Genomic DNA, 17,957 nt, shown 5'->3' on the forward strand with positions numbered 1-17,957 from the left:
ATGCAGGACATGACGCGCTATGGACCCATGTTCGGGCCGGACCACACGTTCCTCGGAGTGCCCGCGTGCGACTGGCGCGAGCCCTCGACCTACGCCGACGCGGACGTGGTGATCATCGGCGCGCCGTTCGACGGCGGTACGTCGCACCGCCCCGGCGCCCGGTTCGGCCCGCAGGTGATCCGCGGCACGGACTACCTGGCGCACGACGGCACCCGCCCGCACCTGGCGATGCGCGTCGACGCGCTCGGCGCCGACCTGACCGTCAAGGACGCCGGCGACCTGGAGGTGTTCAGCGGCGAGATCCAGCGCAGCTGCGCGACCATCGAGGAGGGCGTCGGCTTCATCGCCAAGCACGGCGCGATCCCGCTTGTCCTGGGCGGCGACCACACCGTGACCTGGCCGGACGTGGCCGGCGTGGCGAGCGCGCACCCACCGCAGCGGATCTCGGTGATCCACTTCGACGCGCACGCGGACACCGGTGACATCGAGTTCGGCTCGCTCTACGGTCACGGCCAGCCGATGCGCCGGCTGATCGAGTCCGGCGCGGTCCGCGGCGACCGGTTCCTGCAACTGGGCCTGCGGGGCTACTGGCCGGGGCCGGACGTCCTGGACTGGATGGCCGACCAGCGGATGAACTCCTTCCACATGAGCGAGATCGTCGAGCGTGGGCTGGACGCGGTGCTGGACAGCGCGTTCGAGATCGCCATGGACGGCTGCGACGGCGTCTTCCTCTCGGTCGACATCGACGTCTGCGACCCGGGGCACGCGCCGGGCACCGGCACCCCGGAACCGGGTGGGTTCACCGCGCGGCAACTGCTCGACAGCGTCTCCCGGATCTGCCACGAGCTGCCGGTCGTCGGCATGGACATCGTCGAGGTGTCGCCGCCGTTCGACCACGCGGAGATCACCGCGATGCTCGGGAACCGGGTGGTGCTCGAAGCGTTGTCCGGGATGGCGCGGCGGCGCAAGGACGGTGACGGGCCGCGGTGGAAGCGCTCGACCCCGCTGCTAGAGGGCCGGGGAACGGCCCAGCAGGCGGGCTAGCGCGTCTTCGAGCAGCTCACCCGCGGCGGCCCGGTCGATGGCCGGGTCGCCGAGGACCACCGGCAGAGCGAGCCCGTCGATCAGCGCGAGCACCTGCCGGGCGGTCCGCATCGGGTCGCCGGTGGTGATGTTCTCCGCCAGCAGTTCCCACCACCGGGTGTAGTCACGCAGGACGTCGGCCCGGACCTCCGCGTCCCGGGACGCCCACCGCCAACTCTCCACCCAGAGTCGCCAGGTCGTGTCGTTCCCCAGGTGTGTGGCGACGGCGAGGAGCCGCTCCCACGGGTCGGTCAGCGTGGCCAGTCGCTCCCCGACCAGCTGGAAGTCCCGCTCGGCGGCGTGCCGGAAGACCGCGATCAGCATGTCCTCACGGGTGCCGAAGTAGTACTGCAAGGTGGACACACCGACCCCGGTCGCCGCGCTCACGTCGGTGAACCGGGTCGCGTCGGCGCCGCGCGCCGCCACCACCTCACCGGCCGCGGCGAGCACCTCGACCCGCTTGGCCGCCGACCGCCTCACCGGGCCAGTCTGTCACCCGACGAAGTCCTGGGTCATCCAGGTCACGCCCTTGCTGTCGCGCACGATGCTCAGGCCGATCCGGGTGAAGCTCTTGCTCAGCAGGTTCTTGCGGTGCCCGTCGTTCGGCGCGACCTCGGCCAGCATCGAGTCGGTCAGCCCGTTCGCGGCCTTGATGATCGCGGAGGCGCTGCTGCCGCTGGAGCCGTACCCGATGTTCTCCCCCGCGCTGCCCCACTCGACGCCCTGCGCGGTGAACCGCTTGCCGATGTCACCCTCGCCGGAGCACTGGTGGGACAGCCCGCAGCCGTTGATCATCAGCTTGTTGTGCAGGGTGGACGCCTTCGACAGGTCGTCGTCGAGCTTCAACGCGGACAGGCCCTCGGCCTTGCGGGCGGCGTTGAGGTGCGCGAGCACCTGCTCGACGACCTGCTCATCCGGGGACTGCGTCGACACCTTGGTCGTCACCGGCACCTTCTTCGGGGTGGTGCTCGGGCTCGGCCTGGTGCTCTTCTTCGTCACCGAGGGCGACGGTGACGGGCTCGCCGGCGTGGTCGTCACCGAGGGGACCGGAACGACGCTCGGGGACGCCGGGGCGGCGAGCGGGACGTCGGCCGGACGGGGGTCGGCGGACGCCTGCCGGCCCAGGCCCATCACGATGAATCCGGCGCCGAGGGCCACGGCCGCCGAGCCCGCCCCCACGGTGTAACGGAAACGACGGGCAGCGGCGAGCGACACGGGATATTCACCTCGGTAGGCCGGACAGGGGACGACGCCCCATGACTATGCGCGACCGGCCGGGTGTGTGCGGTGCCGGAAAGGATTCCTTAAGGAACGGCTCACGGACTCATAAGGGTCGACGTGTCCCGACGTCGAACTCGCCGGCCCGCACGCCCTCCAGGAACGCGGCCCACTCCGCGTGCGTGAAGACGAGCACCGATCCGTCCGGGTCCTTGGTGTCACGCAGCGCCACGATCCCCGGGAGGTTGCCGGCGACCTCGACGCAGTCGCCCCCGTTACCGCCGCTCCGGGTGCTCTTGTGCCAGACAGCACCGGTCAGGTCAGCCATCGCTCTCCTTGATGATCGCGCCGATGAGGTCATCGGAATCGGACTGGCTCAGCGCCGTGGCATCGAGCGCGGCCCAGATGTGCTCGTAGGACTCGACCTCGCCGAGCTTATCCAGGTAGAGCGCGCCGGTGAGGTTCTCGCAGTAGATGGTGGTCGGCTCGGGCGAGGCCGTCCCGACTGCCGGGAACTCCAGGATCGTGAACTGCCCTGAGCTGGACGCCTGGTGCGGGCCGGCCGCGAACGGGACGACCCGGACGCTGATGTCCGGCCGGGTGGAGACGTTGACCAGGTGGGCGAGCTGTTTCTGCATGCCCAGCGTGTCCGGTACCGAGCGGCGCAACACACCCTCGTCGATGATCACTTCCAGCCGCGGCGCCTTCGGGCGGTTGCGGCGCAGCAGGGACTGCCGTTCCAGCCGGACGGCGACCGCGTTCTCCACGGCGGCCGGGTCGTCGCCGAGCCAGCGACCGAAGACGAACTCCGCGTACTCCCTGGTCTGCAGCAGACCCGGGATCACGCTCGGCGCGTACTGCCGGAGGCGGGACGCGGCCTGCTCCATGCCGACGTAGAGCTCGAACCAGGCGGGGACGACATCGCCGTACGCATGCCACCAGCCCTTCGCCTTGGACTCCTGGGCCAGGCCGACCAGCACCTCGGTCATGCGGCCGGGAGCGCCGTACACCCCGCACATCGCGATCACGTCGTGCTTGCGGACCGGGACCTCGCCGTTCTCGATCCGGTACATCCGCGCGCGGGAGAACTCCAGCTCCTGCGCCGCCGCCATGAGCGAGATGCCGGCCTGCTCGCGCAACTGCTTGAGCAGCCGCCCGACCTGCCGTCTCGGTACCGTCGAACCCGTCTCCGACATGCGCGGCGACCTCCTCCCGTAGCACTCCGCCCCGCCTGGCGGTGTGCACATCGCCTCGCCGCGACATCGACCGGTGTCTCGAACGAGACGATCCGTTCGACTACATCGAGACGCCGGGAATCCATTTGCGGGATTCTCGCTGCCACGGCTTGAGCCCGAGCCTAAAGCACGCGACGCTCCATTGTGTAGTCGTCGAGTTGCGGAAGGTAAGGGTGCAGATGCTCGTACCGCGGACCGAACACGTCGGCGAGCGCCCCGCGTGGGACTGCCGGGTCTGCGGTCAGCCGTGGCCGTGCGCGACCGCCAAGGTGGAGCTCGCCGAGCAGTACCAGAAGTTCCCGCACGGCCTCGCCGTCTACCTCGGCTCGTGCCTGATCGAGGCGATCGACGACTGGGCCGCCGGGGCCGGCGGGCCGCCCGCCGACCTCTACGAGCGCTTCCTGGGCTGGGCCGGGCCGGAGGCGCCCTGAACCACCTTCGCCTGCAGCGCCTGATAGAGCTGGGCATCGTCGACAGTGGTGAACAGCGTCGGATCAGAACCGGTCAGCACCACCCACGGGCAGGTCTTGGCGGCGCCGTTCAGGGTCGACTCCGCGATCTTGCGACCGGTGGCGACCTCATACACGCTGAGCTTGTAGCGGCCGACCATCAGGGGCATGTCGGGAGACGCCGCGACGTCGGTCCGGCAGTCCTTGACCTTGGCTCCGCCGCCGATCAGATCCAGACATGCGACGAGCTGCGCCTGCTTGGCGGCCGGAGCCCAGGTCTTCTTCGCGGCGGCTGAGCCCGAGAACGCGTAGCGGTTCAGCGTGCGGGCCGAGCGGTCACCCAGGTCCAGACGCTCCCGGGCACTGATGACGACCGGGTGGGGGCCCTTGCCGGCGTACTTCGGGGCGGTCGGGTAGTAGGTGTTGCCGCAGACCGCGTCGAGGTCGGCGGCCGCGGCGACCGGCTTGGCCGCGGGCTGCGGAGCGGTGGGCGACGGCGAAGCGGAGGACGGCGTGGCGGCGGGCGCCGGCGAGGAGGCCGCCGACGGGTCCGCCTCGTCGGAGGTGAAGACGCCACTGCAGGCCAGGCAGAAGCCGATGACCAGGACTGACGCGAGACCCGCGGCGATGAAGCCGGTGCGGCGGGTGGCAAGTCCACCCCGTTTTCCCGTACGGCGTGAGCCCTGCTCGCCGTCCGCCCCGGCGCCCGCCGAGTCGTCGTTCTCCTGCGGCTCCCCGGCCAGCACCATCGTCAGCTCCCCAGCCCCGTCCCGATGGCGGCGAACTATACCGACCAGTAACACGCTCGTCACCAGGAGCGCGTCGACCCTCCGGGATGGATCAGAACGACCAGGGACCGAACCGGCCCCAGGCGACCACCGCGGAGAGCACCAGCAGGATCAGGCTGGGCAGCACGGCCTGGTTCTCCTTGCGGCGCACGTGCACCACGATCGCCCCGATCATGGTGATCGCCAGGCCGGTCGCGGCCATCGGGACCAGCACCGGAGCGACGTCCAGCAGGGCCGGGAGGAGCAGGCCGACCGCACCGAGCACCTCCGCCAGCCCGATCAGCTTGACCTGGCCGTCACTGAAGTCGGCGGCCCAGCCCAGCCCGGAAGCGATCAGCTTCTCCTTCGGCTGCAGCATCTTCATCGCCCCGGCGGCCAGGAAAGCGGCCGCGAGCAGACCCGCGATAATCCACAGAACGACGTTCATGATTCCTCGATTCACTTCAACAGTTGACGGAAAGTTAGCTCCATTGACTTAAACACGCAAGTGATCCTCGGTTAAACGCTTGAGCTATGCTCGGGACATGGAGAAGACCGAGCCACAGTGGCTGAGCAGCGAGGAACGCGAAGCCTGGCTGGTCCTGATGAGCCTCTTCATGCGGCTCCCGTCAGCACTCGACACGCAGTTGCAGCGCGACGCGGGGCTCAGCAATTTTGAATACGGGATCCTCGCCGGCCTCTCCGAGTCCCCCGGTCGCACCTTGCGGATGAGCGAGCTCGCCGTCCTCGCCGAGGGGTCCCTGGCCCGCCTCTCCCAAGCCGTCGGCCGCCTGGAGAAACGGGGCTGGGTCCGCCGCACCCCGGATCCGGAGGACGGGCGCTACACGCTGGCGGTGCTCACCGACGACGGCTGGGACAAGGTGGTGGCGACCGCCCCGGGGCACGTCACCGAGGTTCGTCACCTGATCTTCGATCAGCTCACCAAGGCGCAGACACGCCAGCTGCGGGACATCGGCCGGCGGATCATGCACGCCGTCGACCCCGACGATCCGTGCGGCGCCACCCGCCTCACCGCCGACTGACCTTTCCGCGGGAGAACGCGATGTCATCACTGTTCAACCCGGCGGTGCCCGCCGGGGCGTACGACGAATTCCTGATCGAAGCCCTGCCCCGGGCCCGCGCCCAGCGGGGCTGGACGCCGGCCGACGGACCGCTCCCGGCTCTCTACCTGAGTCACGGCGCGCCGCCGCTCTTCGACGACGGGCCCTGGCTGCGGGAACTGTTCGAGTGGGCGCAGTCGATGCCGCGGCCGACCGCGATCCTGATCGTCTCCGCCCACTGGGAGAGCGCGCCGCTGTCACTCTCCGCGACCGGCGCCGGGACCCCGCTGGTGTACGACTTCGGCGGCTTCCACCCGCGGTACTACACGATGGAGTACGCGACGCCCGACGCCAGTGCGCTGGCGCAACGGGTCGCGGCGGTGATGCCCGACGCCCATCCGGTGCACCAGCATCCGCGGCGCGGCCTGGACCACGGGGCCTGGGTGCCCCTGATGGCGATGTACCCGCTCGCCGACCTCCCCGTGCTGCAGCTCAGCATGCCGACACAGGACCCCGCCGGGCTGCTCCGGATCGGGGCGCGGCTGCGGGAGTTGCGTTCCGAGGGCGTACTGGTGATCGGGTCGGGTTTCATGGTCCACGGTCTGCCGTTCGTCACCCGGGAAATGCTGTTCTCCGGAGCGATCCCGACCTGGTCGTCCGATTTTGATCACTGGGCGGCGGAGGCACTGGCGCGCGGCGACGTGGACGAGCTGGCGGCCTACCGGCACCGGGCGCCGGGGATGCCGTTCGCGCACCCGACTCCGGACCACTTCACGCCGCTCTTCGTCACGCTGGGTGCGGCCGACGAACCGGACGCGCCGGCGCGGACCGCGATCGAGGGCTACATGATGGGCTTCTCCAAACGCTCCTTTCAAACCCTCCCCTGACCCCACCGGCCCAGCCTGCACTCGCCGCCGCCACGCCGTCCCTCGGCGCCGGTCCTCTGTTCCCGCCCGGCGACCCCGCCGAGCACGTCGGAACACCTCACGCCCAGCTCCGCGTCCGGAACACCGCCCAGAATCAGCCCGGCGGACGCGGCCGGCGCCCGGCAATGGTTCGGGCGCGCCGAAGCACTGCTCGGGGCCGGCCGGGCGGCTCACGCCGGGGCGCGAACCCTCGTGGTGGGCGCTCGCTGCGGTCGGCCGGGGATGAACGGGTGCACTCGGTGTCCGCGGGGGTGCACGGTTCGCGGGGGTTCGGTGGGTTGTGGTTGGGTTGAGGGGTGGGATATGGGTGGATGGAGTTGCCGGCCGGGGCGGTGGACGTGGCCGCGCGGGAGTTGCTCGGCTGGCGGCTTTCCGCGAACGGGGTGACGGTGCGGCTGACCGAGGTGGAGGCGTACAGCGGGCTGGGAGCCGATCCGGCCAGTCACGCCCATCGCGGCGTCACGAATCGGAACGCGGTGATGTTCGGGCCGGCCGGTCGGCTCTACGTCTATCAGATCTACGGGATGCACTTCTGTGCCAACGTCGTCTGCGGCGAGGAGGGCAAGGCCGCGGCGGTGCTGCTCCGGGCCGGTGAGGTGGTGGACGGGGTGGAGACTGCGCGCGAGCGCCGGCCGGCCGCGCGGCGGGATGCCGGTCTGGCGGCCGGGCCGGCCAAGTTGATGCAGGTCCTGGCGTTGAACCGGGCTGCCAACGACACCTCGGTGGTCGACGGGAGCGGCCCGGCGACGCTCGCGCCGCCGACCACCGGGACAACGGCGATCGAGGCCGGGCCGCGGGTCGGGGTGACCTCGGCGCACGACGTCCCGTGGCGTTTCTGGATCGCCGGCGACCCGACGGTCAGCGCCTACCGCCGGCACACCCCCAAGCCACGCCGACTCCGCACGTAGCCGAGCACCCCGGCGCCGCCGCCCAGCCGGACATGTTGAGCCCACCCGGCCGGGCAACGCCGACGCTCGGCCCGGCCCGGGCCCGCCGGGGCCGGACAATCCGGATGCCCCGGTCCTCCCTGCGGGCGCGGTGCACGACGTCGATCGAGTGACCGGGCGGCCGGCGGTAGGGGTGGACGTCAGGACTCGTCGACGCCGGCCTCGAGGGTGAAGACGCCGAGCCGCTGCGTCGGCCGGGTCAGCGCGACGTAGAGGTCGTTGGCGCCGCGCGGCGAGCCGGCCCGGATGCGCGCCGGGTCGACGACCACGACGGTGTCGAACTCCAGCCCTTTGGACTGGGTGACGGTGAGCAGCACGGCGTGGTCCTCCAGGTCCGGCGACGAGCCGGTGGTCAGCGCCGGCAGGGCCGCGGCCAGGGCCGGCAGCACGTCGGCGGGGGCGATCACGGCGAGGCGGCCGTCACCTGCGGCGGTGATCTCCCGCGCGACGTGCGACGCCAGGTCGGTGAGCGTGCCGGTCGCCTCCCACGGTTCGACACCGGTGGAACGGACGGGTTTCGGTGCGACGATCGGCGGGTCGGCGTCGGCCAGGGCCTGCTCGGTCCAGCTCATGATCTCGGCCGGGGTGCGGTAACTGACCGTGAGTTCGGCGAGCCGCCACCGGTCGGCGACGTAGGGCGAGAGCACGTCCGCCCAGCTCGCCGGGGCTCCGAGGGTGCCGCTCTGCGCGAGGTCGCCGACGACGGTCATCGAGCGGCTCGGGCAGCGCCGCATCAGCAGCCGCCACGCCATCGGGGACAGTTCCTGCGCCTCGTCGACGATGACGTGGCCGAAGACCCAGTTCCGGTCGGCGGCGGCCCGCTCGGCGGCGGTGCGGAACTCCCGTTCCTCGAGGTGTTCGGCGAGCATGTCGGCCTGCATGACGTCCGCGATGTTGGGGATCGCGGCCTCGTCGTCGTCCTCCAGTTCATAGGATTTCGAGCCCGCGGTGATGTCGAGAACCCCTTGCGCGTACGCCAGGCGCCGTCCCTGCTCCCGGGCCGCCGCTGCCCGGGCCGCCCGGTCGTCCGCCCCGAGGAGTTCGGCCGCCTCGTCGAGCAGCGGCACGTCCGCCGCGGCCCAGCCGGTGCGTGGCGCACGGCGGAGCAGCACGGCCTCGGCCGGATCCAGCAGGCCGGATGCCGCCGATTCGAGGGCGCCTTCCACGGCGTACAAGTCGATCAGCAGTTGATCGGGGGTGAGCACCGGCCAGAGCGAGTCGATCGCGGCGGTGACCACCGGATCGGCCGCGAGATCGCCGCGGAGGTCCGCGCGATCGGCCGCGTCGAGCAGGTTGGGCGTGGTCAGCGCGTCGTCCTCGCCGAGCGGGTCGTCCCAGAACGGGTCGTCGCCGATCCGGTCGGCGACCTGGGCGGCGAGCGCGTCGAGGACGCCGGCGACGAAGATCGGGCGGGCCCGGTTGTGGGTCAGGCCGGAGTCGCGGGCGCGCTGCCGGGCCGGCTCGCAGTCGGCCGCGGTGAGCCGGAGCACGTGCCGGTCGACCTCGACCTCCAGGGGTTCGGCGGGCACGCGCTGCCGGTCCCGGACGGCCGCGGCGAGCAGGTCGACCAGCACGGCGCGACCCTTGATCTCGGTCACCTCCGGCGCCTCGGCGTGACGCGCGGTGATGCCGGGATAGAGGTCACCCATCGTCGCGAGCAGCACGCCGGTCTCCGCGAGCGACGGCAGGACCTGCGAGATGTAACGCAGGAAGGTCGCGTTCGGCCCGACGATCAGCACGCCACGGGCGGAGAGCTGCTCGCGGTACGTGTACAACAGGTACGCCGCGCGGTGCAGCGCGACCGCGGTCTTGCCGGTGCCGGGGCCGCCCTGGACGACGAGCACTCCCCCGGCCTCGGCGCGGATCACCCGGTCCTGTTCGGCCTGAATGGTCTCGACGATGTCGCGCATCCGGCCGGTGCGGTTCGCGGTGAGCGCGGCGAGCAGGGCGGCCTCGCCGACGATCGAGGTGTCGGCCCGGGCGGCGTCCAGGTCCAGGATCTCGTCGTCGAGTTCCACGACGGTACGTCCCCGGGTGCGGATGTGCCGCCGCAACGTCACCCCGAACGGGCTGATCGCGGTCGCCACGTAGAACGGTCGCGCGGCCGGCGCCCGCCAGTCGATGAGCGGGGGCTCGCCGGTGTCGTGGATCCCGATCCGGCCGATGTGGAGGGGGCCGCCGTCACGCAGGTCGAGACGGCCGAAGCAGAGTCCTTCCTCGACGGCTTCGTACTGGGCGAGGCGCTCGGCGTACGCGTAGATCGTCGCGTCACGCTGGAACAGTTCGCCACCTCGGAGGCGGGCCTCACTGAGGCGGTTCCGGAGCTGTTCGCGGAGTTGATCGAGGTGGCTGTAGACCTCGTCGAGGTGGGATTGTTCGCCGGCGAGACTTGACAGACTTGACACCGTTGCCCCCAGGACGTATTCTGATGGTGGTTCTTTCGGCTTTCTTTGCCGAAAAGTGTGGCAACTGGCCAGGCTAGCAGAGTTTCGCCGTGTCCCGCTCGGGTAGCCGCGCTTCATGACAGCGACCGTCACCTTCATCGGCAACGCCACCACCCTGCTCCGGCTGGGCGCGTTCACGCTGCTCACCGATCCCGCCTTCGGAAGCGCGGGCAGCCGCGTCTACCTGGGCAAAGGCATGTGGACCAAGCGTCTGACCGACCCCGCCGCGGCGTACGCCGATCTCCCCGCCCCCGACGCGATCCTCCTCTCCCACCTGCACGGCGACCACTTCGACCGGGCCGCTCGCCGGGCGATCCCGCGCGACCTGCCGATCCTCACCACCCCGCAGGCGCAGCGGCGACTTCGCCGCAACTGGTCGGCCGCACAGGGCCTGCCGGTCTGGGACGCCCAGGAGTGGCATCGGGACGGCGAGACCCTGCGGGTCACCGCGCTCCCCGGCCGCCACGGCCCCGGCCTGTTCGACCTGCTGCTGCCGGACGTGATGGGCTCGCTGATCGAATGGGAGCGCGACGGCGAGCCGATGCTGCGTCTCTACATCACCGGCGACACCCTGTACCGGCCGTTCCTCGGCGAGATCAAGCAACGCTGCGGGGACGTCGACGCCATGCTCATCCACCTCGGCGGCACGCGGGTCCTCGGCATGCTGGTGACCATGGACGGCCGGCAGGGCGCCGCGCTCACCCGACTGATCCGGCCCAAGGTGGCACTGCCGATCCACTACGACGACTACCGGGTGATGAAGTCGCCGCTCAGCGACTACCTGGTGCGCTGCCGCGAAGGCGTGCACCCGCTGGTCCGCGGCGACACGTATGACCTACCGGTCCGGGTGCGCTGAAACCTCTCCACGGCCGACCGGCGGGCACTAGCGTCTGTCGGTGATGATGTCGCATCGGGGGCTGCTGCTGTACAGCGTGCTGTGCGGGGCCGGGGTGCTGTGGTCGGGCGGGCTGATCGTGGCGCTCGCGCTGGGCCACCGGCCGGTCGACAAGGTCGTCGCCGTGGGCGTCGCCGCGCTGCTGACCGTGCCCGGTTTCGCGGCCGCCGTCCTGTCCAACCGTCGCGGTTACCGCACCCAGCAGCCACGGCGCCTGTGGGCCCTGGCCTCCTGGGTGCCGCCGCATGTCCCGGTCTGGGCGGCACTCGCGGCCGGGGCGGTGTTCTTCGGCTTCTGGCTGGCCATCGTGCTCGCCTTCGTCACCCTGAAAGGCAATCCGGAGGTACGCCCGGACGGGACCTTCGTCCTCGACAAGACCACCGTCGTCACCCAGGAGACGTACGAGCGGCAGGTCGACCACGAGCAGCAGATCTCGCTCGGGGTGCTGGGCGCGTTCGCGATCGGCGGCTGCTTCCTCTGCGCGGCCCGCGCCACCGACCACGAACCCGGTTGACGGTTTTCCCCACTGACCACGAGCCTCGCTGACGGTCTACAGTCACGGGCATGCGATGGCGGCCCGTCCTTCTCGTGAGCGGCGTCGTCGTGCTGCTCGCCCTCGCCGGGGCCGTCGCCGTCCGAGCCGGCCGCAGCAGCAGCCCGGCCGGCCCGGCCCTGCACCTCTCGGCCACCGCCGAGCAGTGGCGCGTCCACGAGGTCAACCGGCAGCTCGCCATCGCCCTGCACAACAACGGTGACGTGCCGGTCCACGTGACCCGGGTCGAGCCGGTGCTGCCCTCCTTCGACGGCGAGGCGGGCGTCGACACCGACGCGGTGCTGCCGGTCGGCGGGTTGCGCGTCGACGTCCCGGTTCCCTACGGCACCGGCACCTGCGCGACCGCCGCCGCGTCGCACGTCGTCGTCGACGCCCGCGCGGAAGGCTCGACCGTGGTCGAACACCTCACCCTCGCGCTGCCCGACCCGAACCCGCTGCTGGACCGACTGCTCCGCGCCGACTGCGCCACCCAGCGGATCCAGCAGAGCGTCACGCTGCGCTTCGGCCCGTGGACCGACGCCGGCGACTCCGGTCTGCGCGGCAGCCTGCTCGTCGAACGGACCGCCGCCGCAACCGGCACGATCGCAGTCCTGGAGCTGGACGGCAACGTGATGTACGCGCTCACGCTGCCCACCGGCACGCCCCTCGCCACGGTCACCGCCGCCGAGCCCACGGCCTCGGTGCCGTTGACGGCGTCGCCGGGACGCTGTGACGCGCATGCGCTCGCCGAGATCAAGAAGCCGTTCGAGTTCCTGGCGACGGTCACGTTGGACGGCGGCGACAAGCTGATCACGGCCGTCCCGGTGCCCGACGCCGACCGCAAGACCCTGGACACGATGCTGCGCCGCATCTGCAAACTCCCACCCGCCGGCTGACCGGCCCGACCCCCGCCGCACCGCGGCCCCGGCCGGGCGTCACGCACCGCGGCCGGCGCTACGGGGTGTACGCGGCGGCCACGGCGGCCGGTCTCGACCTTGCCCGGCGCCGCGCCGAGCCGGCCGGCAGACGCCGGCTCGCCGGGCAGGTCCTGGCCGATCGATCCGCGGCATCATCGGCGGACCGGAAGCGGGACGCCGGCGCGCCGTGAGGCTTGCTAGCATCCGCGCACCACAGATCGAACGGGGTCACGTTGCGCAGACTTCCTCTCCTGGTCGCGGCGGTTGTCACGCTGCTTCCGGTCACCCTTTTGAGCACCACCTCCTCGGCCTCGGCGGCGACGGGCAAGCTGACCGTCAAGACGTACGACCGGGCCGGGGCGACGTTCCGCACGAAGGTGCAGATCATCAATCTGGCCACCAACGAGAGCTGGACCGTGTCCAGCTTCACCGCGAAGGCGCTGCCCAAGGGCAAGTACGCGGTGATCACCGACATCTGGAACACCAAGGACAACACCGACACTCTCGGCGGGAGCATCGTCACCGTCCCGGCCGGCTCGGTGAGCGCCACGATCGACGCCCGCAACGGCCGGTCGGTCACCATGAACCTGGACAAGAGCCCCGGCACCGGCTACACGCAGACGGTCCGGGCGGCGATCTGCACCGTGGACAACGGCGCCCCGATCAAGATCGACGCTTGGAACAGCCCCGGGCGGCTCTTCGTCATCTCGAACAGCTCGACGAACCTGCGGTTCGCCTACTCCTCGATCTGGCAGTCCGAGGACGGGAAGGACACGTACATGGTGGCGCACGGTCCGTCGGCGAAGGTGCCGGCCGGCGTCCGGGGCACGGTCAGGACGGCCTCGCTGGGCACGGTCACCGCGTGGGCCCGGCGCGGGCCGGCCGGCAGTGACCAGACGAGCATCTCGTTCCAGGAGGACAACGACTGTCACGCCGGTTACGGGGCCGGCGTGTTCAACGGGCAGACGCCCGGTTCGGCCAAGGTCCACGCGAACGCCGGCAAGTGGATCCTCGACGCGGACTGGTACGCGGCCGAGTCGAACGGCAACACCGCCTCGATCGGGGGCGACACCCGGAACCTGACGGTCGCGGCCGGTAAGTCGTACGCCCGGACGTTCTTCGCCTCGGCCTGGGGACCCGGCTACCACGTTCCGGAACTGACCGGTTCGAGCCTGACCTTCGACACCGACAGCATGTTCCGCGATCCCGGCAACTCCGGCTCGATGATGGAGGCCAGCGAGCTGTCCCGGGTCATCCTCACCGACAGCCGGAACAAGGTGCTGAAGTCGCAGTGGCGGCAGTCCTGGGGCGACCACGGCGACCCGTTCTTCACCGCCCGGATCCCGGCCCGCGACTGGTACACCCTGCAGATCAACGCCCGCCGGTACCGGCCCGGCATCACCTACCCGGCCGACATGCTCTCGACCAGCGCGCAGCTCACCTTCAAGATGCGGCTCGACCCCAAGGCCAAGCCGCGGCTCACCGACGTGCTGCTGCCCAGGCTGACGCCGTCCGGGCTGAACCTGCGCAACGAGGCCAAGGCCGGCGGCACGACGACGGTACGGATCGACACCGAGCGGCGCACCTGGGACACCGACCTCGCGGTCGGCAAGGTCACCCCGCGCAGCGTCTCCCTGCTGGCGTCGTTCGACCAGGGCAAGACCTGGAAGCCGATGCCGGTGAAAAAGAGCGGGACCGCCTGGGTCGGCACGGTCACCAACCGCGGCGCCGGCACGATCTGGCTGCGCAGCCGGGTGACCAGCACGACCGGGGCGTACGCACAGGTCACGATCGCCCGCGCGTACGCCGTCGCCTGATCGGCGGGCTCACGAGGTCGGCGCGACTCCTTACGGATCGTGGAGGAGCCGCGCCCGACCGACCACCGCTGGACCCACTTGGCGGCCGTGTCCTTCTTCGTGCGGTCGGCCAGGTGGTGCCAGTCCATCCGGCAGCGGGTGCGGGTGATGTCCAGGACGCCGAAGCCGTGCCGTCCGTCTCGACCCACGGCCAGAACGACGTCAAGGAGATGTTCGGCCGGGCTTCACCCTGGTCAACTCGCCGGTAGCTCTGCCGGCGTCTCAGCAGGCGGCCTCGCTGAGGATCACGGGCGTCACGCCGCGCACCGGTTCGCCGCCGACCGGCAGGGTGGTCACCGGGGTGAGCTCGCGACGCGTGGTCTCGCCGATCGCGTCGCCGGCCGAGGCGGCGAACTCGTCGGCTATGTCGATCGCCTCGAGCACGAGGCCCCGTCGCTCCCCCAGGCGCACACATCGCCCGGCGGCCAGCTCGGCGCGCAACGCCGTCAGCTTGCCGAGACAGTCATCCAACAGGCCGAGCATCTGATCGTGCATGGGGGGGCGCCTCCGTTACCGCACACCGCGATCGGGCCGCCACCGGCACGGCGGCGGCCCGAAGCGCGTCACTTCTTCTTCTTGTTCTTCTTGTCCTTCTTCTTGTCCTTCTTCGACTTCTTCGCCATGGGTCGTCCCTCCTGATCGGCACTGAACAACAGGCTCGATCGTAGGCTCGACGGCAGGCCGTAGATAGCCGTTTGGTCACCCGTGGTAGATCCTACGTTTACTTTTTGTTCTTCCGGTTAGGTGCTTGTGAATTCCCGACTCGCGGGACGCATGACCACAACGCGGACACAGCGCACGAGGCGGATGTGCCAGAAACACGAAACGGCCGGCCCGATCGGGCCGGCCGCCGGAGCTCGGGTCAGGAGAGGACCGCCTCGACGGCGTCCTCGATGGACGGGCCGTAGAGGTTGTCGTCGCCGCGCGGACAGAGCCCGGTCGCCTCGAGCGCCTGCCGGACGTGACCCTCGGCGTTCACCACCTCGTAACCGTGACCGGTCCGCATCGCCCGGGTGTAGCCGACCAGCAGCACCTCGATGCACTCGCTGCCGATCAGGTCGATCCCGGCCACGTCGACGACGACCCGGGAACCACGCGCCCGGTCGAACGCCTGTCGCAGCTCACGGCGCAGGTCGGCGCTGGACCGGCGGTCGAAACAGCCGTCGAGGTGCAGGAAGACCGTCGAGCCGGTCTTGCCCGGATTGCGGTGGATCACACAGCGCACTTCGCCCATACCGACAGGTCTACCGAAGAGATGTGTACACACGACCAACAGCGCGATAAGACGTAATCCGCGAGCCATGAGGCCTGCGTCACTGTTCGCGCCCGGCCGGGCCCGGCCGTCTACCGTGTGGCGGTGGAGATCGAACTCTGGTCGGTGGTCACCGAACCGGAGGCGCTCGCCCTGGCCGGCCCGGGTGCGATGCTGCTGACCGGGACGGAAGCGGCCTATGCGGTCGGCCCGGACACGATCGTGGTGGTCGCCCCGTCGGCCGGCGAGGCGGGCGAGATCACGCTGCCCGGGCCCTTCCCCGAGATGGTCGAGGAACGGCTCGCCGGGGTGCTGCGGCCGGCGGTGTGCGCGTTCGCCCGATTACCCGAGGGCTGCCTCGCGCTGGGCCTGGCCCGGTCGACCGTGCTCGGTTACCGGCGCGGGGCGCTGCACGACATCCGGCTGACCTTCGAGGCGCCGGTGCCGCCCGGTCTGCTCGGCCGGGTGGCGCCCGGGCTGGACTGGCTGGAACAGGTGGGCTTCGACCCGGTCGGGGCGATGGAACGGTTCATCGCCGGGTGGTATCACGACGTACCGACCGGTAATGATTTTCCGTTCTCCGGGGGTCCGCCGCCGCTGCAGGCGTTCCATCGGGCCGCCGCGGGCCGGCCGGAGGTGCTCGGGGTCTCCTCGCGGATCCTGCCCGAGCCGGTTGCCGGGCGCCCCGATGGCCTGATCACTTTCGGCCAGGCCGGCGACGGCGTTTTCACGATGGTGATGGAGCCGGACGAGAAGGACCCAAGAATTTGGTACGACGGCCTGAGCGACCGCCTCCTCCCGGAACGGGAACGTCTCAGCGGCCACCTGTTGCAGTCCACCCTCGCGCGAGCCGCGATGGACGGCCCGCTCGGCGGGATGGCGTTCGTCGACCGGCCCCAGGCGCGGCGGGTCATCGCCCCGCTGCGCCGGGTGCCGCTGCGCCCGATGCGCTGGCCGTCGCTGTTCACGCGCTGTTACGCCGGGCCGGGCACGGTCGTGCTGCTCGGCGAGGACGACGCGGACTGGTTCGAGATGTACGTCGGCGTGCGTCACCCGGATCTGCTGCGCCGGCTGCGCAAGCTGGGCCTGGACTGGGAGTCGTTCACCGACTCGTGACGAGCAGGCCGTCCCGGGCCGAGGTCAGTTCCTCGATCGCCGCGTTCAGCGAGTCGGCGCCCGGCCCGTCGCCGGCCATCTCCCGCGCCATGGCGAGCAGCCGCAGCGTGTCGGTCATGTTCGCCGCGGCCGACTTCACCCGGCGGGTCAGGTCGTCGCGCATCAGGTTCAGCAGAGGCTCATCCACGGAGAGTCACATCGGCGGCCGCGCGGACGGCTGAAGGAACCCGGGCTTCCCATCTCCCGGGAATCTCGACAATCTCAACTGATTTAGTAGACAAGGTGGGTGATCGTCGGCCAGACTTCCGTCTCATGGACCTGACCATGGCGCTCGCGGGACTCGGCGTCGGGATCATCGTGGGCCTGACCGGCATGGGCGGCGGGGCCCTGATGACCCCGATCCTGGTGCTGCTCTTCCACGTCAACCCGGTCGCCGCGATCGGCAGCGACCTCGCCGCCAGCGCGGTGATGAAACCGTTCGGCGGCGCGGTCCACGCCCGCCGCGGCACGGTGAACTGGAAGCTGGTCGGCTGGCTCTGCGCCGGCAGCATCCCCAGCGCGTTCCTCGGAGTGCTGCTGCTGCGCCTGCTCGGCGACGACGAGAGCGTCCAGCACATCGTCAAGATCAGCCTCGGCGTGGCGCTGCTGCTGGCCGCCGGCGGCATGATCGCCAAGGCGTGGAGCAGCCGGCGCAACGGTGACGGGCCGCCCGCCGAGATCGTCGTCCGGCCGCTGCCCACCCTGCTCATCGGTGTCATGGGTGGCCTGGTCGTCGGCCTGACCTCGGTCGGCTCCGGCTCGCTGATCATCGTGGCGCTGCTCGCGCTCTACCCGAAGCTGCGCGCCAACGACCTGGTCGGCACCGACCTGGTGCAGGCGATTCCGCTGGTCACGGCGGCGGCCCTGGGGCACGCGTTCTTCGGCGACCTGCACCTGGACATCGCCGGTGCGGTGGTGCTCGGCTCGATCCCGGGCGTGCTGATCGGCTCCCGGATCTCCTCGCGGGCGCCGGGCGGGCTCGTCCGGTCCGCGCTGATCATCGTGCTGCTGGCCAGCTCGCTGAAGCTCTTCGACCTCTCCACCGCAATGGTGGGCGTGGTCACCGGCATCGCGATCGTGGTCGCCGTCGCAGCCGGGCTGATCAACCGGAGGAAGCCGGCCGCCGCGGAGCCGGAGCGGGAGCGCGTTCCGGCCTGACCGACAAGGACGGCCGGCTGACCTCATTTCCCTCCCGATCCGGCCGACATGATCGGTAGGAG

The 17,957-nt window shown here is 70.9% G+C and carries 21 protein-coding genes; 11 read left to right on the forward strand and 10 right to left on the reverse strand.

Annotated elements, in window-relative coordinates; translation table 11 throughout:
* Positions 1 to 9: 9 nt before the first annotated feature.
* Positions 10 to 1,044 carry an agmatinase gene (speB, locus tag ACH442_RS25160; protein ID WP_396340552.1) on the forward strand — a complete coding sequence of 345 codons (1,035 nt, stop codon included), beginning with the start codon at positions 10 to 12 and terminating at the stop codon, positions 1,042 to 1,044.
* Here the strand turns inward: speB and ACH442_RS25165 are convergent.
* From ACH442_RS25165 to ACH442_RS25180, 4 genes are all read right to left on the reverse strand, one after another.
* Positions 1,009 to 1,563, reverse strand: coding sequence for a TetR/AcrR family transcriptional regulator (locus tag ACH442_RS25165; RefSeq protein WP_396340553.1), 555 nt, complete (start codon positions 1,561 to 1,563; stop codon positions 1,009 to 1,011). The two genes, speB and ACH442_RS25165, sit on opposite strands and share 36 nt — an antisense overlap.
* Before the next feature lie 12 nt (positions 1,564 to 1,575).
* Positions 1,576 to 2,298 carry a CAP domain-containing protein gene (locus ACH442_RS25170; protein ID WP_396340554.1) on the reverse strand — a complete coding sequence of 241 codons (723 nt, stop codon included), beginning with the start codon at positions 2,296 to 2,298 and terminating at the stop codon, positions 1,576 to 1,578.
* Positions 2,299 to 2,407: 109 nt separating this feature from the next.
* On the reverse strand, positions 2,408 to 2,629 hold the full coding sequence (locus ACH442_RS25175; protein WP_396340555.1) for a DUF397 domain-containing protein: 222 nt from the start codon (positions 2,627 to 2,629) through the stop codon (positions 2,408 to 2,410).
* Complete coding sequence (locus tag ACH442_RS25180) at positions 2,622 to 3,497, reverse strand: helix-turn-helix domain-containing protein (protein ID WP_396340556.1); 876 nt, start codon at positions 3,495 to 3,497, stop codon at positions 2,622 to 2,624. Before ACH442_RS25180 ends, ACH442_RS25175 begins: the two co-directional genes overlap by 8 nt.
* 218 nt (positions 3,498 to 3,715) lie before the next feature.
* Between ACH442_RS25180 and ACH442_RS25185 the strand changes: the two genes are divergently transcribed.
* The gene (locus tag ACH442_RS25185) at positions 3,716 to 3,967 is read left to right on the forward strand and encodes a hypothetical protein (protein ID WP_396340557.1); all 252 of its coding nucleotides are present in this window, start codon (positions 3,716 to 3,718) and stop codon (positions 3,965 to 3,967) included.
* Here the strand turns inward: ACH442_RS25185 and ACH442_RS25190 are convergent.
* Both ACH442_RS25190 and ACH442_RS25195 read right to left on the reverse strand, forming a co-directional pair.
* Positions 3,925 to 4,734 carry a hypothetical protein gene (locus tag ACH442_RS25190; protein WP_396340558.1) on the reverse strand — a complete coding sequence of 270 codons (810 nt, stop codon included), beginning with the start codon at positions 4,732 to 4,734 and terminating at the stop codon, positions 3,925 to 3,927. The genes ACH442_RS25185 and ACH442_RS25190 overlap by 43 nt on opposite strands.
* 91 nt (positions 4,735 to 4,825) lie before the next feature.
* Positions 4,826 to 5,200: a DoxX family protein gene (locus ACH442_RS25195; RefSeq protein ID WP_396340559.1), complete on the reverse strand. Its 375-nt coding sequence runs from the start codon at positions 5,198 to 5,200 to the stop codon at positions 4,826 to 4,828.
* Positions 5,201 to 5,297: 97 nt separating this feature from the next.
* Between ACH442_RS25195 and ACH442_RS25200 the strand changes: the two genes are divergently transcribed.
* The 3 genes from ACH442_RS25200 (at position 5,298) to ACH442_RS25210 (ending at position 7,647) form a co-directional block, all read left to right on the forward strand.
* On the forward strand, positions 5,298 to 5,795 hold the full coding sequence (locus tag ACH442_RS25200; protein WP_396340560.1) for a MarR family winged helix-turn-helix transcriptional regulator: 498 nt from the start codon (positions 5,298 to 5,300) through the stop codon (positions 5,793 to 5,795).
* A 20-nt stretch (positions 5,796 to 5,815) separates the two neighbouring features.
* On the forward strand, positions 5,816 to 6,700 hold the full coding sequence (locus ACH442_RS25205; RefSeq protein ID WP_396340561.1) for a dioxygenase: 885 nt from the start codon (positions 5,816 to 5,818) through the stop codon (positions 6,698 to 6,700).
* A gap of 350 nt (positions 6,701 to 7,050) precedes the next feature.
* Positions 7,051 to 7,647 carry a DNA-3-methyladenine glycosylase gene (locus ACH442_RS25210; protein WP_396340562.1) on the forward strand — a complete coding sequence of 199 codons (597 nt, stop codon included), beginning with the start codon at positions 7,051 to 7,053 and terminating at the stop codon, positions 7,645 to 7,647.
* A gap of 179 nt (positions 7,648 to 7,826) precedes the next feature.
* Here the strand turns inward: ACH442_RS25210 and ACH442_RS25215 are convergent, their stop codons facing one another.
* Positions 7,827 to 10,091, reverse strand: coding sequence for a HelD family protein (locus ACH442_RS25215; protein ID WP_396340563.1), 2,265 nt, complete (start codon positions 10,089 to 10,091; stop codon positions 7,827 to 7,829).
* A 115-nt stretch (positions 10,092 to 10,206) separates the two neighbouring features.
* Between ACH442_RS25215 and ACH442_RS25220 the strand changes: the two genes are divergently transcribed.
* From ACH442_RS25220 to ACH442_RS25235, 4 genes are all read left to right on the forward strand, one after another.
* On the forward strand, positions 10,207 to 10,986 hold the full coding sequence (locus ACH442_RS25220) for an MBL fold metallo-hydrolase (RefSeq protein ID WP_396340564.1): 780 nt from the start codon (positions 10,207 to 10,209) through the stop codon (positions 10,984 to 10,986).
* A gap of 43 nt (positions 10,987 to 11,029) precedes the next feature.
* Entirely contained in the window at positions 11,030 to 11,539 is a 510-nt protein-coding gene (locus ACH442_RS25225) for a hypothetical protein (protein WP_396340774.1), read from the forward strand.
* A gap of 50 nt (positions 11,540 to 11,589) precedes the next feature.
* On the forward strand, positions 11,590 to 12,453 hold the full coding sequence (locus ACH442_RS25230; protein ID WP_396340565.1) for a hypothetical protein: 864 nt from the start codon (positions 11,590 to 11,592) through the stop codon (positions 12,451 to 12,453).
* Between the two features lie 254 nt (positions 12,454 to 12,707).
* Entirely contained in the window at positions 12,708 to 14,291 is a 1,584-nt protein-coding gene (locus ACH442_RS25235) for a hypothetical protein (protein ID WP_396340566.1), read from the forward strand.
* A gap of 261 nt (positions 14,292 to 14,552) precedes the next feature.
* Here the strand turns inward: ACH442_RS25235 and ACH442_RS25240 are convergent, their stop codons facing one another.
* Positions 14,553 to 14,825 (reverse strand): hypothetical protein, encoded by a 273-nt coding sequence (locus tag ACH442_RS25240; RefSeq protein ID WP_396340567.1) that lies wholly within the window; start codon positions 14,823 to 14,825, stop codon positions 14,553 to 14,555.
* 367 nt (positions 14,826 to 15,192) lie between these two features.
* The gene (locus ACH442_RS25245; RefSeq protein WP_396340568.1) at positions 15,193 to 15,564 is read right to left on the reverse strand and encodes an STAS domain-containing protein; all 372 of its coding nucleotides are present in this window, start codon (positions 15,562 to 15,564) and stop codon (positions 15,193 to 15,195) included.
* A gap of 123 nt (positions 15,565 to 15,687) precedes the next feature.
* On the opposite strand from ACH442_RS25245, the gene ACH442_RS25250 reads away from it, so the two are divergent.
* Positions 15,688 to 16,698, forward strand: coding sequence for a hypothetical protein (locus ACH442_RS25250; RefSeq protein ID WP_396340569.1), 1,011 nt, complete (start codon positions 15,688 to 15,690; stop codon positions 16,696 to 16,698).
* Here ACH442_RS25250 and ACH442_RS25255 read toward each other — a convergent pair.
* Entirely contained in the window at positions 16,685 to 16,885 is a 201-nt protein-coding gene (locus ACH442_RS25255) for a hypothetical protein (RefSeq protein WP_396340570.1), read from the reverse strand. The two genes, ACH442_RS25250 and ACH442_RS25255, sit on opposite strands and share 14 nt — an antisense overlap.
* A gap of 125 nt (positions 16,886 to 17,010) precedes the next feature.
* Here ACH442_RS25255 and ACH442_RS25260 point away from each other — a divergent pair, with 125 nt between their 5' ends.
* Positions 17,011 to 17,895 (forward strand): sulfite exporter TauE/SafE family protein, encoded by an 885-nt coding sequence (locus ACH442_RS25260; protein WP_396340571.1) that lies wholly within the window; start codon positions 17,011 to 17,013, stop codon positions 17,893 to 17,895.
* Positions 17,896 to 17,957 lie beyond the last annotated feature (62 nt).

Origin of the sequence: Actinoplanes sp. NPDC020271, assembly GCF_044388125.1 — a bacterium.
Taxonomy (GTDB): domain Bacteria; phylum Actinomycetota; class Actinomycetes; order Mycobacteriales; family Micromonosporaceae; genus Actinoplanes.

Excerpts from the sequence above, each read along its gene's own strand:
- ACH442_RS25220 (WP_396340564.1), top strand. The coding sequence starts at position 10,207 with ATGACAGCGACCGTCACCTTCATCGGCAACGCCACCACCCTGCTCCGG.
- ACH442_RS25180 (WP_396340556.1), bottom strand. The coding sequence starts at position 3,497 with ATGTCGGAGACGGGTTCGACGGTACCGAGACGGCAGGTCGGGCGGCTG.
- ACH442_RS25185 (WP_396340557.1), top strand. The coding sequence starts at position 3,716 with ATGCTCGTACCGCGGACCGAACACGTCGGCGAGCGCCCCGCGTGGGAC.
- ACH442_RS25190 (WP_396340558.1), bottom strand. The coding sequence starts at position 4,734 with ATGGTGCTGGCCGGGGAGCCGCAGGAGAACGACGACTCGGCGGGCGCC.
- ACH442_RS25225 (WP_396340774.1), top strand. The coding sequence starts at position 11,030 with ATGATGTCGCATCGGGGGCTGCTGCTGTACAGCGTGCTGTGCGGGGCC.
- ACH442_RS25230 (WP_396340565.1), top strand. The coding sequence starts at position 11,590 with ATGCGATGGCGGCCCGTCCTTCTCGTGAGCGGCGTCGTCGTGCTGCTC.
- ACH442_RS25245 (WP_396340568.1), bottom strand. The coding sequence starts at position 15,564 with ATGGGCGAAGTGCGCTGTGTGATCCACCGCAATCCGGGCAAGACCGGC.
- ACH442_RS25260 (WP_396340571.1), top strand. The coding sequence starts at position 17,011 with ATGGACCTGACCATGGCGCTCGCGGGACTCGGCGTCGGGATCATCGTG.
- ACH442_RS25240 (WP_396340567.1), bottom strand. The coding sequence starts at position 14,825 with ATGCACGATCAGATGCTCGGCCTGTTGGATGACTGTCTCGGCAAGCTG.
- ACH442_RS25175 (WP_396340555.1), bottom strand. The coding sequence starts at position 2,629 with ATGGCTGACCTGACCGGTGCTGTCTGGCACAAGAGCACCCGGAGCGGC.
- ACH442_RS25205 (WP_396340561.1), top strand. The coding sequence starts at position 5,816 with ATGTCATCACTGTTCAACCCGGCGGTGCCCGCCGGGGCGTACGACGAA.
- speB (WP_396340552.1), top strand. The coding sequence starts at position 10 with ATGACGCGCTATGGACCCATGTTCGGGCCGGACCACACGTTCCTCGGA.
- ACH442_RS25210 (WP_396340562.1), top strand. The coding sequence starts at position 7,051 with ATGGAGTTGCCGGCCGGGGCGGTGGACGTGGCCGCGCGGGAGTTGCTC.
- ACH442_RS25200 (WP_396340560.1), top strand. The coding sequence starts at position 5,298 with ATGGAGAAGACCGAGCCACAGTGGCTGAGCAGCGAGGAACGCGAAGCC.
- ACH442_RS25195 (WP_396340559.1), bottom strand. The coding sequence starts at position 5,200 with ATGAACGTCGTTCTGTGGATTATCGCGGGTCTGCTCGCGGCCGCTTTC.